This is a genomic window from Vibrio sp. Vb1755 (assembly GCF_033338635.1).
In the GTDB taxonomy this organism is placed as follows: domain Bacteria; phylum Pseudomonadota; class Gammaproteobacteria; order Enterobacterales; family Vibrionaceae; genus Vibrio; species Vibrio alginolyticus.
Window position 1 is genome coordinate 53,771 of record NZ_JAWOTA010000018.1, and the last position, 21,396, is coordinate 75,166.

Here is a 21,396-nt window from a genome sequence, read left to right on the forward strand (position 1 = left end):
TTACTAGCCGAGGAGTTTGTCTTCGACTAGCTCAATTTCGTTCTTTAGTTTGGCAATGAATTTTAGCTTACGAACTCGGTCTGCGGCTTCAGCCCATAGACCATCATCAAGCTCTTGCTCGACGCTTGCCAGATGCTGTTTGTACATTTTGCTGACCTTAGAGTCGAAGTCAAAAAGCGCCGATTCAGGATCGGAGTTGTCAGCAATCTCTTCCAGTTCTTCGCGCAGTTCCATTTGCTCCATTAAGAACATCGGATCTTGCATTGTTTGCTGTTCACCTCGGATCTCAACACCTTGCTCAGCGAGGATATACTCGGCGCGAGAAATAGGATTTTTCAGAACTTGATAGGCATCGTTGATTTGCGCCGCCTTTTGCACCGCCATCAAACGGTCACGTTCTGAGCCCGTTGCAAAGTTATCCGGGTGGAAGCGTTTTTGTAGTTCTCGGAACTGAGAAGAAAGAAGGCTACCATCCAGCTTAAACTGACTTGGTAGCCCAAATAATTCAAAGTGATTCATTAAGTTCGGGTCCTAGTAAAGCCTTCCGGACTCGTTTGCCCAGAAGGACAATCAATTAGACGTTGAAGCTTTCACCACAACCACATTCACTTTTCGCGTTAGGGTTGTTGAATTCAAAACCTTCATTCAACCCTTCTTTCACGTAATCCAATTCAGTACCATCTAGGTACACTAAGCTCTTTTGATCGATGATAATTTTCACTCCAGAGAGTTCAAATACTTCGTCTTCTTCATTGAGCTCATCAACAAACTCAAGTACGTATGCCATGCCGGAACAACCAGTCGTCTTCACTCCAAGACGTAAACCGATACCTTTGCCTCGGTTATCTAGGAATGCTCTTACGCGACTTGCCGCTGATTCTGTCATTGTGATGGCCATACTGCACCTTAGTCTGTCTAAATTTCGATTGGAATGGGAGCGTCAAAGCTCCCATTATATTACGGAATAATTATTCTTGGTGTTTTTTCTTGTAGTCAGCAACCGCTGCTTTGATTGCATCTTCAGCAAGAATAGAACAGTGAACTTTCACTGGTGGAAGCTCTAGCTCTTCAGCAATCTCAGAGTTTTTAATTGCTGCCGCTTCATCAACTGACTTACCTTTTACCCACTCAGTTACTAGTGAGCTTGATGCGATTGCACTACCACAACCGTATGTTTTGAACTTCGCATCTTCGATGATACCTTCAGGTGTCACTTTGATTTGAAGCTTCATTACGTCACCACACGCAGGAGCGCCAACCATGCCGCTACCTACTGATGGATCTTCTTTATCGAATGAACCAACATTACGTGGGTTCTCGTAGTGATCAATTACTTTTTCGCTGTATGCCATGATAAATTACCTCGAATCCTCTATTTCAATCCCTGAGATTAATGGTGAGCCCATTCAACAGTGCTCAAATCAATCCCTTCTTTGTACATATCCCATAGAGGAGACATGTCGCGTAGCTTAGTCACTGCAACGCGGATTTGTTCAATTGCGTAATCAATTTCTTCTTCAGTCGTGAAACGACCAAACGAGAAACGAACCGAGCTGTGAGCCAATTCGTCATCCATGCCTAGGGCACGAAGAACGTAAGAAGGCTCAAGGCTTGCAGACGTACAAGCACTACCAGAAGATACCGCTAGATCTTTAAGCGACATTAGTAGTGATTCACCTTCTACGAATGCGAAACTGATGTTTAGGTTGTGTGGTACACGCTGCTCAAAGTCACCGTTTACCGTCACTGCTTCTAAGTCTTTCACGCCATCAAAAAGACGGTTACGAAGCGCTAAAGCATGATCGTAATCTTTTTGCATGTCTTCTTTTGCAATGCGGAATGCTTCACCCATACCTACGATTTGGTGAGTAGGTAGTGTACCAGAGCGGAAACCACGCTCATGACCGCCACCGTGCATTTGCGCTTCAAGACGAATACGAGGCTTACGACGTACATAAAGTGCACCGATACCTTTAGGACCGTAAACTTTGTGAGCAGAAAGTGAAATTAGATCAACTTTCATCTCTTGAACGTCGATTGGTAATTTACCAGCAGATTGCGCAGCGTCCACGTGGAAAACAATTTTACGCTCACGGCACAGTTCGCCGATCGCTGTAATGTCTTGAACCACACCAATCTCGTTGTTTACATGCATAATAGACACAAGCACGGTGTCATCACGCATGGCTGCTCTAAGCTTCTCTAGATCGATCAAGCCATTTGATTCTGGCTCAAGGTAAGTCACTTCAAAGCCTTCACGCTCAAGTTGACGACATGGGTCAAGAACGGCTTTGTGCTCTGTTTTACAAGTGATTACGTGCTTGCCTTTCTTCGAGTAAAAGTGCGCTGCACCTTTAATCGCAAGGTTGTCTGATTCTGTCGCACCAGATGTAAATACGATTTCGCGAGGATCTGCATTTAGAAGGTCAGCAATTTGCTCACGAGCAGTATCGACCGCTTCTTCTGCCTGCCAGCCGTAACGGTGCGAACGTGACGCTGGGTTGCCAAATGTGCCATCCATTGTCATGTACTGAACCATTTTTTCAGCAACACGTGGATCAACTGGACATGTAGCGGAATAATCAAGATAAATCGGCAGTTTCATTCTCTACTCCAATGTAAAAAGCTGACCGCTAAGAGCGGACGTTTACACCGATGGGCGCGGCGGTTGTATTTTTGTTTGATAGCCCATGGGTTACCGCCAGATCAATGTCCTGACGATCAGAAATTTCGAGTACTTCATTGTCTGTCATCAACTCACCAAGAGTGATGTTATTCAAAAAGTCACTAATGCGAGAGCTTAGGTCACGCCACAGCGTGTGAGTAAGGCAACGTGTTCCACCTTGGCAATCTCCTTTACCTTGGCATTTGGTTGCATCTACTGACTCATCAACGGCAGCAATCACGGTACCAATAGCGATACTGTGAGCGTCGGCACCAAGTCGGTAACCACCACCAGGACCACGAACGCTGGCAACGAGACCTGCTTTACGCAATTTTGAAAATAGCTGCTCTAAGTAAGAGAGCGAGATCCCTTGACGCTCTGAAATATCAGCCAGAGGTACAGGGTTTTGTTGCGAATGCAGTGCCACATCCAGCATGGCTGTCACCGCATATCTTCCTTTAGATGTAAGTTTCATACCACACCGTATCCACATGGTTTGTAATGGTTAAGATTTTTCCATACCTGAGTAATTTGGTCAAGTATTTATTTGACCATTTTACTCAGGTATTCATCCTTACACCTAAAGTGGTTATTATTTACTCAGAACTTCTTTTCTATCGAAGTCAAAACGCCTCGTAGAATATTAAGTTCTTGGGTTTCTGGTCGAGCACGAGAGAACAAACGGCGCAACTTATTCATCACCTGTCCAGGTTGCTCTTTGTTAATAAACTGGGTCTCAACCATCACCTTTTCAAGATGCTCGAAGAACATTTCGAGTTCTCGATGACGCGGGTATTCTTCCGATTCATTTGGGGAAAACTGGCTTTGCTCTAAGTTCAAGTGTGCAACTCGCACTTCGTAACTGAGAGTTTGTACAGCCATAGCTAGGTTAAGCGAGCTGTACTCAGGATTAGCGGGAATACAAACATGGTAGTGGCACTTTTGTAGCTCTTCGTTTGTCAAACCAGTTCTTTCTCGGCCAAACACGAGCGCAACCGGATGCTTTCGGCCTTCAACTGCAAATTTCTCACCGCATTCACGTGGCTCGAGCATTGGCCATTCTAATGTACGAGAGCGGGCGCTAGAACCCACAACAAGGCCACAATCTTCAACCGCTTCTTCTAATGTGCCGACAATCTTTGCATTTTGAGCAATATCACCAGCACCCGCAGCTAAAGCAAGAGTTTGTTCATCCACTTCACATTGTGGATCGACTAATACTAGTTGGTTTAAACCCATCACTTTCATTGCTCGAGCTGCTGAGCCAATATTGCCTGAATGAGAGGTACCTACGAGTACAATTTTTACTTGATCCAACATCTGTGTTTGCTACCTAAATTAAAACCGCAGAATGTTATCATAGTTTTTTAAGACACCCTAGAGGCAAGCAGACCTCTCTTCTCATTCTTGGTTATTGTTCTCGTCCGCAGTATGCTCTGTACACTCAACCAGCCGCATTTAGAACAAAAAATAACCACTTCCCTTTTTAATTATCTCTGGTATACTCGCCGCCGCTTTCATTTGTTCTTTAACATCCGTTGGGAAATTCGTATGCATCCAATGCTAAACATTGCTATTCGCGCTGCGCGAAAGGCAGGCAATCATATTGCTAAATCATTAGAAAACACTGATAAAGTAGAATCTACTCTTAAAGGCACTAATGACTTTGTCACTAACGTAGACAAAGAAGCAGAATACATCATCATCGATACTATCAAGCAGTCTTACCCTGAGCACTGTATCGTTGCTGAAGAACAAGGTCTTATCGAAGGTAAAGATAAAGACGTACAATGGATCATCGACCCACTGGATGGCACCACTAACTTTGTAAAAGGTTACCCAACTTTCGCGGTTTCTATCGCTGTTCGTATTAAGGGCAAAACTGAAGTTGCTTGTGTTTACGATCCAATGCAAAACGAGCTATTCACTGCACAACGCGGTGCCGGCGCTCAACTAAACAGTGCACGTATTCGTGTTGCTCAACTAAAAGACCTTCAAGGCACTGTTCTAGCAACAGGCTTCCCATTCAAGCAGAAACAACACGCTGAGTCTTACATCAAGATCGTTGGTGCGCTATTCACTGAATGTGCTGATTTCCGTCGTAGCGGCTCTGCTGCTCTTGACCTTTGTTACGTGGCTGCTGGCCGTGTTGATGGTTACTTCGAGCTAGGCCTAAAACCTTGGGATATGGCAGCAGGTGAGCTTATTGCTCGTGAAGCTGGCGCAATCCTAACTGACTTTGCTGGCGGCACTGACTACATGAAGTCTGGTAACATCGTTGCTTCAAGCGCTCGTGGCGTAAAATCTATCCTTAAGCACATCCGCGAAAACGGTAACAGCGCGATCCTTAAGTAAGATTTGAAAGTCATATCTAGCCCGTCACGCTGATGACTTTAGAAAGCCCCGCTCAATGAGCGGGGCTTTTTTATTTCGAACAATCAGCCTGTTTGTAGAAACGGTCGTAGTCAGGTAAGTGGTCTATTTTTACGTGCTTAACCTTCCATACTTGTTCCTTCATTAAAAACTGCAGCGAAACCGTGACTGGCTGGTATACATCACCAAAGCCGTTTACAGAAAGACACCCAACTCCTCCATCCTCACTGTATTCTTCAAAGTAAGACAGCTCTGTAACCAAACTTGATGGGATAGATGATAAAAATGGAAATTGATGACCAAACTTTATTGGGTGAGACTTAATACTATTTAGCTCTTCAACCGATAGGTTTGGTCCTGCCATAGCTTCTACCACCTCTATATACTGCATCTTGTATAAATTATTACGTATATCAAGGTAAGTATCGTGGAGTGGACTTGCGATGCAGGGCGCTGAAACACTTAGTAAAACCGGAATAGGTAGAATTCTATTTAGCATAACCAACTAAACCCCAGCTTCACGGAGCGCTTGATCAATTTTACTCGGCTTAAATCTGTACTTACAAAGCCCCCACTCGCACTGCTCTAAAAGCTCTCGGACATTTACCTGCCCTGTAACACCAAAGGAAACAACACCACAAAGAGAAACACTCCCACTGTAAGTCAAAACACCATCACGAGTAGTTTTAAAAGTAACAGAAACGGCTTTTAATTTTATGCCCAGCTCTTCAACCATTTCTTTTGAAACTTCAAACTTAGTAAATCCAAGCTCACCAGATAAAGTTACTTTACCTGACTCATCAACTGCTAACTTGAACCTTTTCCCTCCAGTAACTAGCTTGGTGGTAACGCCTTTATTGTGCTTGTAAGAAATCTCTACAAACTTCAGTAACTGTACTTTTATTTCAGCTTGCCTTGACATTATTTCCTCCGAAATTGTTGAACATACTTCCGATATTCAACTCAATCAAAAAACTACAATTCAAACTGGAAGTACCTCAAAAAAAAAATGAAACTATCGAATCTATCAGGCATAAAAAAACCGCTGATTGTTCAGCGGTTTTTGTTTTCGGTTCTCAATCGGCCTTATGGCATTTCGTCGAACTCTGCACCTTCTTTTTCTACTTGAGGTGGCATCAAGTGCTCTTTCTGGATGCCCAGTTTCAGCGCTAGTGCTGATGCTACGTAGATAGAAGAGTAAGTACCAACAGTGATACCTAGTAGTAGTGCAGTTGCGAAGCCGTGAATCATCGCACCACCCTGCATGAACAGTGCAATTACTACGAATAACGTCGTACCAGATGTAATCAATGTACGGCTCAACGTTTGAGTGATTGAGGCGTCCATAATGTCTGAAGGTTCACCCTTACGCATCTTACGGAAGTTTTCACGAATCCGGTCAAATACAACGATGGTATCGTTGAGTGAGTAGCCCACAACTGTCAGTAGCGCAGCTACGATGGTCAGGTCAACTTCAATTTGTAGAAACGAGAAGACACCTAGCGTGATAATTATATCGTGAGCCAATGCCATTACCGCACCAGCCGCTAGACGCCATTCAAATCGCATCGATACATAAAGCAGGATACAGATCAGCGATACCAAGATCGCTAGACCACCAGCTTCTGTTAGCTCATCACCAACGTTGGGACCTACGAACTCAATACGACGCATTTCTACGCTTTCGCCAGTACCATCTTTGATAGCACCAATGATTTGGTTACCTAGCGTTTCACCAGAAACGTCATCACGTGGACGAAGACGGACCATGACTTCACGAGCACTACCGAAGTTTTGTACTGTCGCATCGCCAAAGCCTTTTGAATCTAGTGCTGCACGAATCTCTTCAAGGTTTGCTGGCTGTTCAAAACCTACCTCGATAAGCGTACCGCCAGTGAAATCTAGCCCCCAATTAAGCCACTTGGTTGACAAAGTGAAGATAGAAGCAGCAATCATTATAATTGAAAAAACGAATGCTACTTTCGACCAACGCATAAAGCCGATCGTCTTCTCTGCTTTTAGAATTTGAAACATATTAATTCCCAGCCTTAGATCGACAATTTATCAACGCGTTTGCCACCGTAGATCAGGTTCACGATACAACGTGTACCAATAATGGCGGTGAACATTGAAGTTAAGATACCGATAGATAGAGTAACTGCGAAACCTTTCACCGCACCTGTACCGACCGCAAATAGAATGATTGCAGTAATTAGTGTTGTGATGTTCGCATCAGCAATCGTGCTGAATGCATTCGCGTAACCTTGGTGAATCGCTTGTTGTGGACTGCGTCCATCACGAATTTCTTCACGGATACGCTCGAAGATCAGTACGTTCGCATCAACCGCCATACCGACTGTTAACACGATACCGGCTATCCCCGGAAGCGTCATGGTAGCGCCTGGAATCATCGACATAACACCAATGATAAGCACCAAGTTTGCCATTAGAGCGATGTTTGCAATCAAACCAAAGCCGCGGTAGTAAAGCAGCGTAAATAGCATTACGGCAACCATACCCCAGATACATGCTTGGATACCCATATCGATGTTTTGCTGGCCCATTGATGGACCAATGGTACGTTCTTCAACGATAGAGATAGGTGCAATCAGTGCACCAGCACGTAGTAAAAGTGCTAGGTTGTGTGCTTCTGCAGCAGAGTCGATACCTGTGATACGGAAGTTACGACCAAGAGCCGATTGAATCGTTGCTTGGTTGATGACTTCTTCATGCTTATCCAGAATAACTTTGCCTTCAGGCGTACGACGGCCACTGTCTTTGTATTCTGCAAACACGGTAGCCATTAGCTTACCAATGTTCTTCTTAGAGAACGCAGACATCTTATTACCACCTTCGCTGTCTAGCGAGATGTTAACTTGTGGACGACCATATTCATCAACACTTGAGCTTGCATCTGTGATGCTTTGACCGCCAAGAATAACGCGCTTCTTAAGCACAACTGGGCGACCATCACGGTCCATCTTGATTTCACTACCTGCTGGCGCACGACCATTTGCCGCTGCCGATAGGTCAGCTTTATCATCAACTTCACGGAATTCAAGCGTTGCCGTAGCTCCGAGAATTTCTTTTGCACGAGCAGTGTCTTGAACACCAGGCAGTTCAACTACAATGCGACTAGCACCTTGACGTTGAACCAATGGTTCCGCAACACCTAGTTCGTTGACACGATTACGTAAAATCGTAATGTTTTGCTCAACAGCATAGTTACGGATCTCTTGTAAACGTTGCTCAGTAAAGGTTGCAGTAAGAGCGTAACGGCCATTTGAATCAGAATCGACAAAAATCATGTCCGGGTGATTCTTTTCTAGCGTTGCTTTCGCTTCTGCTAATTGCTCTTCGTTACGCAACAACACTTCTACCGCTTCTTTTCCAGAAGGGCGGATTGCACGGTAACGAATCTTGGCGTCACGAAGTTCGCTACGGAAAGCTTCTTCTTGTTGACCAATAAGCTTTTCCATCGCTGCATCCATATCCACTTCCATTAAGAAGTGAACACCACCGCGAAGGTCAAGACCTAGCTTCAATGGTGACGCGCCAATCGCTTCTAGCCAATCGGGTGTAGAAGGTGCAAGGTTAAGTGCAACAATTGTGTCTTTGCCTAGCGCTTCGCTGATGACATCACGAGCACTGATTTGTGTGTCAGTGTCGTTAAAACGAACAAGAATTGATCCATCTTCGAGAGCAATGGATTTATGAGAAAGTTGCTCTTTGTTAAGAGCAGTAGTGACAGCATCCAGCGTTGACATATCTACAGAGGCGCCACGCGCCCCTGTAACTTGAATAGCCGGATCTTCACCGTAGATATTTGGAAGTGCGTATAACGCAGCGGTGATGATGGCAAAAAGCACCATCAAGTACTTCCATAATGGATAACGGTTTAGCACAGCGAGGATCCTTTAGCTGTTTTATAGAGACTTAAGCGTACCTTTTGGTAGCACTGCAGTGATGAAGTCTTTCTTGATTACTACTTCATTGTTCGCGTTAAGCTCAATTGAAATGTAGTCATTGTCTTCAGCAATCTTAGTGATTTTACCCACTAGGCCACCGCTAGTTAAAACTTCGTCGCCTTTGCCCATAGAAGCCATTAGGTTTTTGTGTTCTTTTACGCGTTTCGCTTGTGGGCGGTAAATCATGAAGTAAAAGATCACTGCGAACATGCCAAGCATGATTAGCATTTCAAAACCACCGCCTGCTGGCGCGCCTTCTGCTGCTGCGTGAGCCTGAGAAATAAACATTAAAACATCCTCATTATATTTTATTGATAATCAAACAAATTGGGCTTTCGCATTTTAGATTCAAGTCTGAGAGTAACTAATAGAGATCGCTCTCTCAAAAATAACGTGCGTTAGCCTACTTTATTAGCAAAAGCCTCTGGCGACATGCCAAAGGCTTTAATTCTTTTAGTTTTTCAATTACTGCTCTTTTGCTAGTGGTGGCACTTCACGGCCACGACGCTCATAGAACTCAGTAACAAATTCATCGAAGCGATCTTCATCAATTGCTTTACGAATGCTTTCCATCAGACGCTGGTAGTAACGCAGGTTATGGATTGTATTCAAGCGAGCGCCTAAGATTTCATTACAACGCTCTAAATGGTGAAGGTACGACTTGCTGTAGTTTTGACAAGTGTAACAGTCACAATGCGGATCCAATGGTGTTGTATCCGTTTTATGTTTCGCATTACGGATCTTGATCACACCACCAGTCACAAATAAGTGACCATTACGTGCGTTACGCGTTGGCATTACACAGTCAAACATGTCGATACCACAACGAACACCTTCAACCAAGTCTTCTGGCTTACCTACGCCCATCAAGTAGCGAGGTTTGTCTTCAGGAAGTTGAGGACAAGTATGCTCAAGAATACGGTGCATGTCTTCTTTAGGCTCACCTACTGCCAAACCACCAACCGCGTAACCGTCAAAACCGATTTCCGTTAGACCTTTTACCGACACATCACGTAAATCTTCGTAAACACCACCTTGAACAATACCAAATAGGTTGTTCGGGTTTTCTAGCTTCTCGAAGTGGTCACGTGAACGCTGTGCCCAGCGTAATGACATTTCCATCGATTTCTTCGCTTCATCGTGTGTCGCTGGGTAAGGCGTACACTCGTCAAAAATCATAACGATGTCAGAGCCCAGGTCTTTTTGAATTTCCATCGACTTTTCTGCGTCCATGAAAATCTTGTCACCGTTTACTGGGTTACGAAAATGGACACCTTCTTCAGTGATCGTACGCATCTTACCAAGGCTGAATACTTGGAAGCCGCCTGAATCAGTAAGAATAGGACCGTGCCAGTTCATAAAATCGTGCAGGTCACCGTGCATTTTCATCACTTCTTGACCAGGACGTAGCCACAGGTGGAACGTATTACCTAGCAGAATTTCTGCACCAGTACCTTTTACTTCTTCTGGTGTCATACCTTTAACGGTACCGTAAGTACCTACTGGCATGAACGCAGGAGTTTGAACAGTGCCGCGTTCGAAAGTCAGTTGACCACGACGTGCATTGCCGTTTTTCTTCTTAAGATCGAATTTTAATTTCACGATGCCTCCGGGTGTCAGAGAAACAGTCTGACTGAGTGTTTAGGGCTCTACCCTACTTTAAGGAGCGGTCGCTTTTCCTTGCGAGAGACAAAGCAATGGATGCTTTATTTCCTAGCTTACTGCTAGCACTCGTAAATCTATTTTTAACTACGCCGTTTTCTTCTTGATGAACATTGAATCGCCATACGAGAAGAAACGGTATTTGTTTTCCACCGCATGTTTGTAAGCATTCATGGTGTTCTCGTATCCAGCAAATGCACTCACCAACATGATCAGTGTTGATTCAGGCAAGTGGAAGTTTGTGATCAAGCAATCCACCAACTGATATTCGTAACCAGGGAAAATAAAGATTTCTGTATCGCCAAAGAATGGGGCCAGCTCAGTCCCTTTTTGCAATGCGTCTTGCGCTGCACTTTCAAGTGAACGCACAGATGTTGTACCAACAGCAATAATTCGTCCGCCACGCGCTTTCGCCGCTTTAATTGCTTCGACGACTTCTTGTGGTACTTCTACGTACTCGGCATGCATGTGGTGATCGTTGATATTTTCCACTTTTACTGGCTGGAATGTACCCGCCCCAACGTGCAAAGTAACGTAAGCAAACTCTGCACCTTTCGCTTTGATTTTCTCCAAGAGAACATCATCAAAGTGAAGGCCCGCCGTCGGTGCCGCAACCGCACCTGGCTTTTGATTATATACCGTTTGGTAACGCTCTTTATCTGCATCTTCGTCTGGACGGTCGATGTAAGGAGGAAGCGGCATATGGCCGATTTCTTCCAGAATTTCTAGTACCGTCTTATCAGAACTAAATTTCAGTTCAAATAAAGCATCATGGCGTGCAACCATTTCTGCTGAATATTCATCATTCTCGCCAACAATAATGGTTGTACCTGGTTTTGGTGATTTAGAGCAACGAACGTGCGCGAGGATGCTTTTCTCATCCAACATGCGCTCCACCAGCACTTCTAATTTACCGCCCGATTCCTTGCGGCCAAAAAGACGAGCAGGAATAACACGAGTATTATTAAACACCACTAAGTCACCGGGTTGAACTTGGCCCAATACATCAGTAAATGTGCCATCAATGAGCTCTCCGGTATTGCCGTCCATTTGCAGCAGTCGGCTAGCGGTACGCTCTGGTTGAGGGTAGCGAGCGATGAGTTCATCTGGAAGGTCGAAATGGAAATCTGATACTTGCATGTTACTTGTCTTATCTATTGGTCAAATCACGTCTAGGCGACGATAAAATTGCGACGAGTTTTTCGCAGCAGACTAGTATATGTTTACATGCTGCAATAGCAAGCAAATCACCAGAATATAGCAGTAAAAGCCATGGTGAAGAGTGTAATAAAACGTGAAAAGCCTCGATTACTTGGCACTATTTTTAATTTGAGCCCCAAAGAGAGAACATGAAAAAAGCAAAGCAACGTATACCGCTGCTTATTAGTTTGGCATTCCAATCGCCCTATCAAACCTCACGCTTTCGCCACAAGAATAACGGCACGAATAAACCCAATAACCAAAACCCTAGACTGCCACCTTCATCATCTGAGCCTTTGAAATCACAGTTATTGGTCGCAATGCCATCGTGACACTCTTTATTGTCACCACTTTCATTGTTAGCACTTTTGATAAAATTCGGCGCAATGATGTAACGACTTGGTGGCGCATCGGCAGTGATGTAAGACTGTACCCAGTCGTAATAGTGGCTCACCTTGGTGTAGAAACTTGGGATCGTCAAAGAGCCACACGTTGGTAGAATAAGGGGGCCGCCACTAACAATACCAATTTGTTTGCCGGTCGCCACATCGACCAACGGGCCACCACTGTCACCTTTACATGCAGAGTTGCCATATTGAGTATGGCTATCTGGCTCCAATACATGGTTTTGTGTTGGTAGCGTACAAATTTTGGTTTGGTTGTCTCTTGAATCAATGATCCCCGGAAAACTGCTGCCAATTTCTAAACGCTCATAACATTTGTCGATGGGTAAAAATGTGCTAATGGTGGTTTTGAGCGTATTAGAAGGTTCAGAAGCATCCGGCTGAGTAGCCCCCCATCCAAACACTTGCACATTTTCGACACGTTGATTGGTCAGGTAATTATCGTTCCAATCCGCCACCAAACGTGCTTCGATACTCTCCATGTCAACTTTACTCGCTAGGTCAGCAAAGTTCGCGTTTGCCACTGGGCGCGTGAGATACAGCAACGCGATGTCTGAATCTAAACCGGTTTGGATAGGTTTCACGTTGCCATTACTGTCGGTCTCAGCTTTTGAAATCCGGGTGTAATCCGGATGAACCACAACGTGAGACACCGGATAAAAGTTATCAAGCCCTGCAGAATTAAGTTCATACGCATTCGCATTCACCGACAGCTCACCCGGCGGGGTCACATAGTAGGTTGCTTCATTGGTTCCTTGTCCCATCACCACACAGTGCGCCGCAGTCAGTACCCATTGCTCTGTCAGCATCGTTCCACCACACAGCGGAAACTCTGCCATGTTACTTGCTCGCAAAGTAACGCGGTCAACAGGATCGGTTTGTTCATCTCCTAACACAATCGCCTGTGTTGATGGCACACTGAATGCCGCCACTGCCAGCGCAATAAGTTTGTTACACGTTGTTCGTTTCATCTAGGTTGCTGTCTTCAATTTGGTAAGCCTGGACGTATCTTCTTCGAGAGAAGAATCTTGGAAAATCCAGCGAATAAAAATGTGCGATTCAATTCATTGGATTACCTTGGGAACACATTCAATATCAACTAAAAATGCCAACTGACTCGCACACAAACCGACTTATTCAAATTAATAAAAACACCAATAAAACACAGATTACGCAGCCCATCAGCATTGTGCTATTTAATTGATGAAAAACGAGTTAGCTCCCAGATATACAGAAAAATATTCTCTATATTTAAGAGAAGGACAATGCCGCTGGAGGTCTCTATGATCAAGGTTGAAGACATGATGACTCGTAATCCTCATACCTTACTGCGCACGCACACCTTGCGTGATGCAAAAAGCATGATGGATGCGCTTGATATTCGACACATTCCGGTTGTTGATGCCAATAACCACTTACAAGGCTTGGTGACTCAACGCGACATTCTTGCTGCTCAAGAATCGAGCTTGCACCCAGATGAGGCTGAACAATCTTTTACTTTAGACACACCGCTCTACGAAATGATGCACACCAATATCATGACGGCAGAGCCTATCGCGGGGCTCAAAGAGAGCGCTATCTATATGCAAAAGCATAAAGTTGGCTGTCTACCTGTTGTCACCAAAGGTCGATTGGTCGGCATCATTACTGACAGTGACTTTGTGACCATTGCGATTAACTTATTGGAACTGCAAGAAGAAGTGGAACCTGAAGAAATCGAGCAGGAAGAGTAGTACGCAAGCGTATTCTCTTTGTTGTAAGTTTCGTTTTTACACCGGTTAAACGAAAAAAGAGCGGCAGGGTTGCCGCTCAAAATGCCATTACTGACGCTGATTAAGGAAGTGTTTCTCTGCCAATTAGAATTGGTCTTCTTCGGTCGAACCTGTCAATGCTGTCACTGAAGAGTTACCACCTTGGATAGTATTGGTCATTCTATCGAAGTAACCTGTACCTACTTCTTGTTGGTGCGCAACAAACGTATAGCCTTTTTCAGCTGCTTGGAATTCAGGACGCTGAACTTTCTCAACATAATGACGCATACCTTCACCTTGAGCGTAAGCGTGCGCCAGTTCAAACATGTTGAACCACATGTTGTGAATGCCTGCTAGCGTGATGAATTGGTACTTGTAGCCCATGTCTGCCAACTCTTGTTGGAACTTAGCAATGGTTTCTGCATCTAGGTTCTTCTCCCAGTTGAAGGACGGCGAACAGTTGTACGCCAACAATTGATCTGGGTATTCAGCGTGAATTGCTTCTGCAAACTTACGTGCTTCTTCCAAACATGGCGTAGCCGTTTCACACCAAATCAAGTCTGCATATGGTGCGTAAGCCAGGCCGCGAGAAATCGCTTGGTCGATACCCGCGCGAACGCGGTAGAAACCTTCTTGAGTACGCTCACCTTCGATGAAGTCTTTATCATATGGGTCACAATCTGAAGTAATGAGATCCGCCGCATTCGCATCAGTACGAGCAATAACTAATGTTGTTGTACCCGCTACGTCAGCAGCCAAACGAGCTGCAACGAGCTTTTGTACCGCTTCTTGCGTAGGAACTAATACCTTACCACCCATATGGCCACACTTTTTCACCGATGCTAACTGGTCTTCAAAGTGAACGCCCGCGGCACCGGCTTCGATCATCGATTTCATTAGTTCGTAAGCGTTAAGCACACCACCAAAGCCCGCTTCAGCATCCGCTACGATAGGTAGGAAGTAATCAATACCACCTTCATCTTCAGGCGTCTTACCAGCAGCCCACTGAATTTGGTCTGCACGACGGAATGAGTTGTTGATACGCTTTACTACTGACGGTACAGAATCTACTGGGTAAAGAGATTGGTCTGGATACATCGTCGAAGCGGTGTTGTTATCCGCCGCTACCTGCCAGCCTGACAAGTAAATCGCTTCAATACCTGCTTTAGCTTGTTGAACCGCTTGACCACCCGTTAGCGCACCAAGACAGTTTACGTAACCTTTTTTCGCACTACCGTTGACCAGTGACCAAAGTTTGTCTGCACCACGTTGTGCAATTGTGTTTGCAGGCACCATAGAGCCACGCAGTTCCACCACTTCCTCGGCAGTGTAAGTACGCTTCACATTTTTCCAGCGTGGGTTAGTTGCCCAGTCTTTTTCCAGAGCTTCAATTTGTTGGCGGCGAGTTAAGTTAGTCATTGGTCTATCCCTCTTTATAATTTGCACTTTATGCGTGTGCGTTGAGTTTCCGTTCTCAGGCAGTACTTCCCTATCTGCCTTGAAAATCCTTCACGTTATTGGTGTTACAGTTATTCTTTATTAATCCAGGTAGTCATAACCAGGAACTGTCAAAAAGTTGGTCAGTTCATCGCTCGTCGTGAGCCTTGCCATTAAGTCTGCTGCTTCTTCAAATCGACCCGCATGGTAGCGCTGCTCGCCAATTTCTTGCTTCACGACTTCAATCTCCTCTTTGAGATAGAGCTCGAACAGCTCTTTAGTGACCTTTAATCCGTTGTCTAGCGACTTGCCGTGTTGAATCCATTGCCAGATAGAGGCGCGTGAGATTTCTGCCGTTGCTGCGTCTTCCATCAGTCCGTAAATCGGCACACAACCATTGCCAGAAATCCAAGCTTCGATGTATTGCAGCGCAACGCGAATATTGTGGCGCATTCCGCCTTCAGTGCGCTCGCCTTCACAAGGCTCAAGCAGTTCAGCTGCTGTAATAGGCGCATCCTCTGCACGGCTCACATCCAACTGGTTGGTGCGTTCACCCAGCACAGCACTAAAGACTTCCATAGCAGTGTCAGCCAAACCTGGATGAGCCACCCAAGTACCGTCGTGGCCGTTGTTAGCTTCTAACGATTTGTCAGTCTGGATCTTGTCTAATACTTTTTGATTCTCTTTCGGGTCTTTAGCTGGGATAAATGCGGCCATTCCTCCCATCGCGAAAGCACCTCGTTTATGGCAAGTACGTACCAATAATCGCGAGTAAGCGTTTAAGAATGGCTTGTCCATCGTTACCACTTGGCGATCTGGCAGTACTCGGTCTGAGTGTTTTTTCAATGTTTTGATGTAGCTAAAGATGTAATCCCAGCGACCACAGTTCAAACCAACGATGTGTTCTTTAAGCGAGAACAGAATCTCGTCCATTTCAAATACCGCTGGTAAGGTTTCAATCAGCACAGTCGCTTTGATCGTGCCTGTATCCAAACCGAAATAGTCTTCCGTGAAATGGAACACTTCGCTCCACCACTTCGCTTCGTGATGCGATTGCAGTTTTGGAAGGTAGAAATAAGGGCCGCTGCCTTTTTGAAGTAACGCTTTGTAGTTGTTATAGAAATACAGAGCGAAATCGAACAGCGCGCCAGGAATGATCTGACCGTGCCACGTAACGTGTTTTTCTTTTAAATGAAGGCCGCGAACACGGCAGATCAACACCGCTGGGTCATCTTCCAGCTGATAATGTTTGCCATTGCCAGGATTGGTGTAACTGATGGTGCCATTAACAGCATCGCGCAAGTTAATTTGACCATCTAGCACTTTACTCCATGCAGGAGACATTGAATCTTCGAAGTCTGCCATGAACACTTTTACATTCGCATTCAGTGCGTTAATCACCATCTTGCGGTCAGTTGGTCCGGTAATCTCCACACGGCGATCTTGCAGATCTTGTGGGATTCCTAGGATCTTCCAACTTCCTTCACGGATGTCTTGTGTCTCTGGTAGAAAATCTGGTAGCTCACCAGCATCAATACGTGATTGCTTCTCTTCTCTTGCTTCCAGCAACTGTTCAACACGTCCGGCAAATTTTTCACACAGTAGAGATAAAAAGGTTTGGGCTTCAACAGGGAAAATTGCTTGATGTTCTGGAGCAACGACTCCATTCACCTCAAGCATGCCTTGGGTTTGCTTTAGTTGTTGTGTTTTTTGTTCTGTCTGAGCAAGCATAATCATTCATCCTTAACGTGCTTTATCAATCTTGGGCAGTCAGCGTAAAGCTACATTTGTAAGTTATGAACAACAAATTACATCCTTTAACTTTGTGTTCAACTCGTCTAGCCATGCCGATAGATTGCGTAATGCTACGTGTATTTTCAATCTAGACATAAGTCGTATCGGCCTTTAAATAAGCTATATCAACAAGGGGTTTAGTGAAACCCCCAATATAAACAAAACAGAAAATTCAAAGTTTTATTCCGCAAGGTAAAAACCATCTATCAAGCGCCTTATTTTGTAAGTTATTACGTAATAAAATTACATTAAATTTAAAGTCGTTTTATCATTTCAAACAAGCGTATGAATATAGACTGGTAAACAAACACCTTGTATTCACAAGGGCTGAAGAGATGTATTTAAACAGGGGTCAAACAAGGTATGCAGGGCTTTGTGTAAAATTAACATTGTGAAATTTCACTATTTTATGAAAGCTTCATCAAAGAAGAGCTGTAAAATTTTACAAGTCAAAGTTTACCAACAGAATAAAATACTAGAAAGCGCACTGTTTCCAGTGCGCTTTTAGATAAATAATGGAGAAGTAAGGGCTAATACTAATAGCTAAAGCAGCTCTGAAACGACTTCTGCAAGTTGATTAAATGTTTTCGTTCTTGACGAGCTCGGACGCCAAACTAAGCCGATTTCGCGATAAGCTTGTTTACCAGGAGGATCGATCACGACTAAATTCTGGTTATGCAGCAAGCCATGGTCGATAGCCATTTGAGGAATGAACGTTGTTCCCAAACCATTCGCAACCATTTGCACCAGTGTATGGAGGCTGGTTGCCGTAAACGGATTGATTTTTTCTTTGTCTGTTAATTTACACGCTGATACCGCATGTTCCGTTAAGCAATGTTCTTTCTCTAGTAGAAAGACGGATTCGTCAGGTAAATCCGCGTAACGAATCGGCACAGGGACCGATTGGGCTTGATTAGCGCTTATAACCATTCGAAACGGATCCTTACCCACTACTCGGCTTTCCATCCCATCAATTTCGACTGGTAACGCTAAAATAAGCACATCCAGCTCACCATGTCTGAGCGCTTGAAGTAAGTTTGTCGTCGTGTCTTCTCTTAATAAAAGATTCAGTTGTGGAAAACGGTAGTTCACCTCTTGTACCAAATCACACAGTAAAAACGGAGCAATTGTTGGTATACATCCTACTTTTAGCTGGCCTTGCATATCGTCGCCTTGGCACATACGTCCAAGCTCGACCAAATCTTGCCCTTTTGCTAACAGCTCTCGCCCCTGCTTTACTACCATTTCTCCTGTTTGGGTAAAAACCAGTGGACTTTTCTTATCTTTCTTTTCATATAAGGGACAACCTATCAATTCCTCTAAGTTTTGAATACCCTTACTTAAAGTCGACTGACTGACAAAACAACGCTCTGCAGCGTCACTAAAATGTCTTGTTTCATGCAGTGTGACTAAATAGTGTAACTGCTTCAAACTGGGCCATTTATTCATAATTGTATTTGTATCTACCGCCGTTCCAGTGATCGAGTTAAGAGTTTTGTTATTATCGTTTTTTTCGATTAACTCAATCTATTTATTTCGCTTTTTTCAATACTACAATCTGTACTATAGTTTGTCTCGTACAAACACGAACCAAACCGACACAACTGAATTCGGTTTGGAGCTAACCATACTTTTTAGGAGCAAAAAAATGGTACTAGTAGGTCGTCAAGCCCCTGATTTTACTGCAGCAGCTGTTCTAGGTAACGGTGAAATCGTTGAAAACTTCAACTTTGCAGAGTTCACTAAAGGTAAGAAAGCAGTAGTATTCTTCTACCCACTAGATTTCACTTTCGTTTGCCCATCTGAGCTAATCGCATTCGACAACCGTCTAGCTGACTTCCAAGCTAAAGGTGTTGAAGTAATCGGTGTTTCTATCGATTCTCAGTTCTCTCACAACGCATGGCGTAACACTGCTATCGAAGATGGCGGTATCGGTCAAGTTAAGTACCCACTAGTTGCTGACGTTAAGCACGAAATCTGTAAAGCTTACGACGTTGAGCACCCAGAAGCAGGCGTTGCTTTCCGTGGTTCTTTCCTAATCGACGAAGCAGGCGTTGTACGTCACCAAGTAGTTAACGACCTACCACTAGGCCGTAACATCGACGAAATGCTACGCATGGTTGACGCTCTTAACTTCCACCAGAAGCACGGCGAAGTATGTCCTGCACAATGGGAAGAAGGTAAAGCAGGTATGGACGCATCTCCAAAAGGTGTTGCAGCGTTCCTATCTGAGCACGCAGCTGACCTAGGCAAAAAATAATAGACCTTCACCCTAGCTCAACGGGTGTGATGGTTGGATGTATATAAAGCAATAAGCTAATGCGGAAAACCGCAAACGCCAATCAGTCTAAGTAAAGTCCTATCAAAGCCCAGAGCCTCTGCTCTGGGCTTTCTTTTTCCTTCAGATAAACCGCCAAAATGAGGTAACGCTTTAGCGTAAACTTTACCTCTATTTATCATCTCCTCCATACAGATTCTGCTTACTGGCCCTGTTAATATCTTAGCCACAACACTTATTTGTAACGTTAGCAGGATGAATGAACGTGGTTACTCACCTAGAAGTCTGTATTGATAATATTGAATCTCTGCACTACGCCATTGCTGGCGGCGCCACTCGGATTGAACTTTGCTCCTCTTTGGCTTTAGGCGGACTAACACCCAGTTATGGTTTTATGCAGCAAGCGGCTAAGCTTTCGAGTGTTCCAGTTTATGCCATGATCCGCCCACGCCAAGGTGACTTCTTCTACAATGAAGAAGAGATCGAAATGATGCGTTGGGATATTGAAGCGGCTCACCAATCAGGCTTGAGCGGTGTCGTGTTCGGCGTGCTCACTCAAGACGGTGATATTCATATGCCTTACGCGGCTGCGCTGTGTGAATTTGCTCAAGCGCTTGGCTTAGGCGTGACCTTCCATCGTGCCTTTGACCAGTGTCGTGACGCTGAAAAAACTTTGGAAGAAGTGATCAGCTTAGGTTGTGAACGTATTTTAACCTCCGGTCTTGCGCCTTCAGCACCACAAGGGATCGATGTGCTTAGAGCTTTGGTTAAGCAAGCCCAAAGACGCATAGCAATCATGGCGGGGGCTGGCGTTAATGCGAGTAACGTACGTGCGTTAGTAGAAGACACTCAAGTTCCTGAAATCCATCTGTCAGGCAAAACCACACGCCCTAGCCAAATGACCTTTGTTGCTGAACAAAGCAAAATGGGCGCATCCGATGTCGATGATTTTTTAATCCCCATCACAAGTACACAAGCCATAACCGATGTCGTAGCAACTCTCAAATAGACCACCGTAACCTCACGCGCATAGCTTTTGAGTGCTAACATATTGTTTATCAAGGAGTGAGGAAAGGTGTATGTCTAAATTGAAGAAAAAGGAATACGAAAAGGAGCTCAAAAACCTTCAAGTTGAGCTCGTAAAACTTCAAGAGTGGGTCAAACACAAAGGGTTAAAAGTGGTTGTTCTGTTTGAAGGCCGTGATGCTGCGGGCAAAGGCGGAGTGATAAAGCGAATTACAGAAAAGCTAAACCCGCGTGTTTGTCGCGTAGTGGCTCTGCCTGCACCGACCGAAAAAGAAAAAACGCAATGGTACTTCCAACGTTACGTCGCTCATTTACCATCTGCTGGTGAAATCGTTTTATTTGACCGAAGTTGGTATAACCGAGCAGGTGTCGAAAAAGTCATGGGGTTCTGTACTCCAGACGAATACGAGGAGTTTTTACGCTCTTGCCCTGAATTCGAGAGAATGTTGCAACGCTCTGGGATTATTCTGATTAAGTATTGGTTTTCGGTTTCAGACGAAGAGCAGGAAAAACGTTTTCTAGGTCGAATTAATACGCCGATCAAACGTTGGAAATTCAGCCCCATGGATTTGGAGTCACGTCATCGCTGGGCGGAGTATTCGGAAGCAAAAGATAAGATGTTTGCCTATACAGACACGAAAAGCTGCCCTTGGTGGGTCGTCCCTTCAGATGACAAAAAGAAAGCGCGCTTGAACTGTATCAGTCATTTACTAAGCCAGATTGATTACAAAGCACTTGAGTACTCACCCATCGAATTACCTGAACTCAATAAAGAAGGTTACGTCAGAGCGCCCATTGATGATCAGACCTTCGTTCCTGATAAATATTGACGTGCTTT

Annotated in this window: 22 protein-coding genes; 5 read left to right on the forward strand and 17 right to left on the reverse strand. The window is 44.6% G+C overall.

Annotated elements, in window-relative coordinates; all coding sequences use genetic code 11:
- Positions 1 to 3 precede the first annotated feature (3 nt).
- The 6 genes from hscB to trmJ form a co-directional block, all read right to left on the reverse strand.
- Positions 4 to 519, reverse strand: a complete 516-nt coding sequence (gene hscB, locus R7E00_RS15790) for a co-chaperone HscB (RefSeq protein ID WP_042521163.1) — start codon at positions 517 to 519, stop codon at positions 4 to 6.
- A gap of 55 nt (positions 520 to 574) precedes the next feature.
- Positions 575 to 898, reverse strand: coding sequence for an iron-sulfur cluster assembly protein IscA (iscA, locus tag R7E00_RS15795; RefSeq protein ID WP_005381717.1), 324 nt, complete (start codon positions 896 to 898; stop codon positions 575 to 577).
- Between the two features lie 70 nt (positions 899 to 968).
- Positions 969 to 1,352 (reverse strand): Fe-S cluster assembly scaffold IscU, encoded by a 384-nt coding sequence (gene iscU, locus R7E00_RS15800; RefSeq protein ID WP_005381718.1) that lies wholly within the window; start codon positions 1,350 to 1,352, stop codon positions 969 to 971.
- A 38-nt stretch (positions 1,353 to 1,390) separates the two neighbouring features.
- Entirely contained in the window at positions 1,391 to 2,605 is a 1,215-nt protein-coding gene (locus tag R7E00_RS15805) for an IscS subfamily cysteine desulfurase (RefSeq protein WP_005381719.1), read from the reverse strand.
- 28 nt (positions 2,606 to 2,633) lie between these two features.
- On the reverse strand, positions 2,634 to 3,140 hold the full coding sequence (iscR, locus tag R7E00_RS15810) for a Fe-S cluster assembly transcriptional regulator IscR (RefSeq protein ID WP_005381720.1): 507 nt from the start codon (positions 3,138 to 3,140) through the stop codon (positions 2,634 to 2,636).
- A gap of 125 nt (positions 3,141 to 3,265) precedes the next feature.
- Positions 3,266 to 3,985, reverse strand: coding sequence for a tRNA (cytosine(32)/uridine(32)-2'-O)-methyltransferase TrmJ (gene trmJ, locus R7E00_RS15815; protein ID WP_005383693.1), 720 nt, complete (start codon positions 3,983 to 3,985; stop codon positions 3,266 to 3,268).
- A 231-nt stretch (positions 3,986 to 4,216) separates the two neighbouring features.
- On the opposite strand from trmJ, the gene suhB reads away from it, so the two are divergent.
- Entirely contained in the window at positions 4,217 to 5,020 is an 804-nt protein-coding gene (suhB, locus tag R7E00_RS15820; RefSeq protein WP_005381722.1) for an inositol-1-monophosphatase, read from the forward strand.
- 70 nt (positions 5,021 to 5,090) lie between these two features.
- Here suhB and R7E00_RS15825 read toward each other — a convergent pair whose 3' ends face one another.
- The 8 genes from R7E00_RS15825 to R7E00_RS15860 form a co-directional block, all read right to left on the reverse strand.
- On the reverse strand, positions 5,091 to 5,402 hold the full coding sequence (locus R7E00_RS15825; RefSeq protein WP_258481650.1) for a hypothetical protein: 312 nt from the start codon (positions 5,400 to 5,402) through the stop codon (positions 5,091 to 5,093).
- A 141-nt stretch (positions 5,403 to 5,543) separates the two neighbouring features.
- Entirely contained in the window at positions 5,544 to 5,960 is a 417-nt protein-coding gene (locus tag R7E00_RS15830) for a hypothetical protein (protein WP_258481651.1), read from the reverse strand.
- Between the two features lie 164 nt (positions 5,961 to 6,124).
- Positions 6,125 to 7,072, reverse strand: coding sequence for a protein translocase subunit SecF (secF, locus tag R7E00_RS15835; protein WP_005383689.1), 948 nt, complete (start codon positions 7,070 to 7,072; stop codon positions 6,125 to 6,127).
- 14 nt (positions 7,073 to 7,086) lie between these two features.
- On the reverse strand, positions 7,087 to 8,943 hold the full coding sequence (gene secD, locus R7E00_RS15840) for a protein translocase subunit SecD (protein WP_080960089.1): 1,857 nt from the start codon (positions 8,941 to 8,943) through the stop codon (positions 7,087 to 7,089).
- A 21-nt stretch (positions 8,944 to 8,964) separates the two neighbouring features.
- Entirely contained in the window at positions 8,965 to 9,294 is a 330-nt protein-coding gene (gene yajC / locus R7E00_RS15845) for a preprotein translocase subunit YajC (RefSeq protein WP_005381725.1), read from the reverse strand.
- A 177-nt stretch (positions 9,295 to 9,471) separates the two neighbouring features.
- On the reverse strand, positions 9,472 to 10,608 hold the full coding sequence (gene tgt, locus R7E00_RS15850; protein WP_262606322.1) for a tRNA guanosine(34) transglycosylase Tgt: 1,137 nt from the start codon (positions 10,606 to 10,608) through the stop codon (positions 9,472 to 9,474).
- A 147-nt stretch (positions 10,609 to 10,755) separates the two neighbouring features.
- The gene (queA, locus tag R7E00_RS15855) at positions 10,756 to 11,808 is read right to left on the reverse strand and encodes a tRNA preQ1(34) S-adenosylmethionine ribosyltransferase-isomerase QueA (protein ID WP_154204823.1); all 1,053 of its coding nucleotides are present in this window, start codon (positions 11,806 to 11,808) and stop codon (positions 10,756 to 10,758) included.
- 268 nt (positions 11,809 to 12,076) lie between these two features.
- Positions 12,077 to 13,243, reverse strand: coding sequence for a trypsin-like serine protease (locus R7E00_RS15860; RefSeq protein WP_017820563.1), 1,167 nt, complete (start codon positions 13,241 to 13,243; stop codon positions 12,077 to 12,079).
- Between the two features lie 312 nt (positions 13,244 to 13,555).
- Here R7E00_RS15860 and R7E00_RS15865 point away from each other — a divergent pair, with 312 nt between their 5' ends.
- The gene (locus R7E00_RS15865) at positions 13,556 to 14,005 is read left to right on the forward strand and encodes a CBS domain-containing protein (RefSeq protein WP_017820562.1); all 450 of its coding nucleotides are present in this window, start codon (positions 13,556 to 13,558) and stop codon (positions 14,003 to 14,005) included.
- A 123-nt stretch (positions 14,006 to 14,128) separates the two neighbouring features.
- Here the strand turns inward: R7E00_RS15865 and aceA are convergent, their stop codons facing one another.
- From aceA to R7E00_RS15880, 3 genes are all read right to left on the reverse strand, one after another.
- The gene (gene aceA / locus R7E00_RS15870) at positions 14,129 to 15,442 is read right to left on the reverse strand and encodes an isocitrate lyase (protein WP_005381733.1); all 1,314 of its coding nucleotides are present in this window, start codon (positions 15,440 to 15,442) and stop codon (positions 14,129 to 14,131) included.
- A gap of 120 nt (positions 15,443 to 15,562) precedes the next feature.
- Complete coding sequence (aceB, locus tag R7E00_RS15875; protein ID WP_213908030.1) at positions 15,563 to 17,191, reverse strand: malate synthase A; 1,629 nt, start codon at positions 17,189 to 17,191, stop codon at positions 15,563 to 15,565.
- A gap of 606 nt (positions 17,192 to 17,797) precedes the next feature.
- Entirely contained in the window at positions 17,798 to 18,703 is a 906-nt protein-coding gene (locus R7E00_RS15880; RefSeq protein ID WP_005383681.1) for a hydrogen peroxide-inducible genes activator, read from the reverse strand.
- 199 nt (positions 18,704 to 18,902) lie between these two features.
- Between R7E00_RS15880 and R7E00_RS15885 the strand changes: the two genes are divergently transcribed.
- The 3 genes from R7E00_RS15885 to ppk2 all read left to right on the forward strand — a co-directional run bounded on the left by R7E00_RS15885 (position 18,903) and on the right by ppk2 (position 21,388).
- Positions 18,903 to 19,514 carry a peroxiredoxin C gene (locus R7E00_RS15885; protein WP_213908031.1) on the forward strand — a complete coding sequence of 204 codons (612 nt, stop codon included), beginning with the start codon at positions 18,903 to 18,905 and terminating at the stop codon, positions 19,512 to 19,514.
- Positions 19,515 to 19,797: 283 nt separating this feature from the next.
- Positions 19,798 to 20,541 (forward strand): copper homeostasis protein CutC, encoded by a 744-nt coding sequence (locus R7E00_RS15890; RefSeq protein WP_152665678.1) that lies wholly within the window; start codon positions 19,798 to 19,800, stop codon positions 20,539 to 20,541.
- Between the two features lie 70 nt (positions 20,542 to 20,611).
- Complete coding sequence (gene ppk2, locus R7E00_RS15895) at positions 20,612 to 21,388, forward strand: polyphosphate kinase 2 (protein ID WP_047102160.1); 777 nt, start codon at positions 20,612 to 20,614, stop codon at positions 21,386 to 21,388.
- Positions 21,389 to 21,396: the final 8 nt, after the last annotated feature.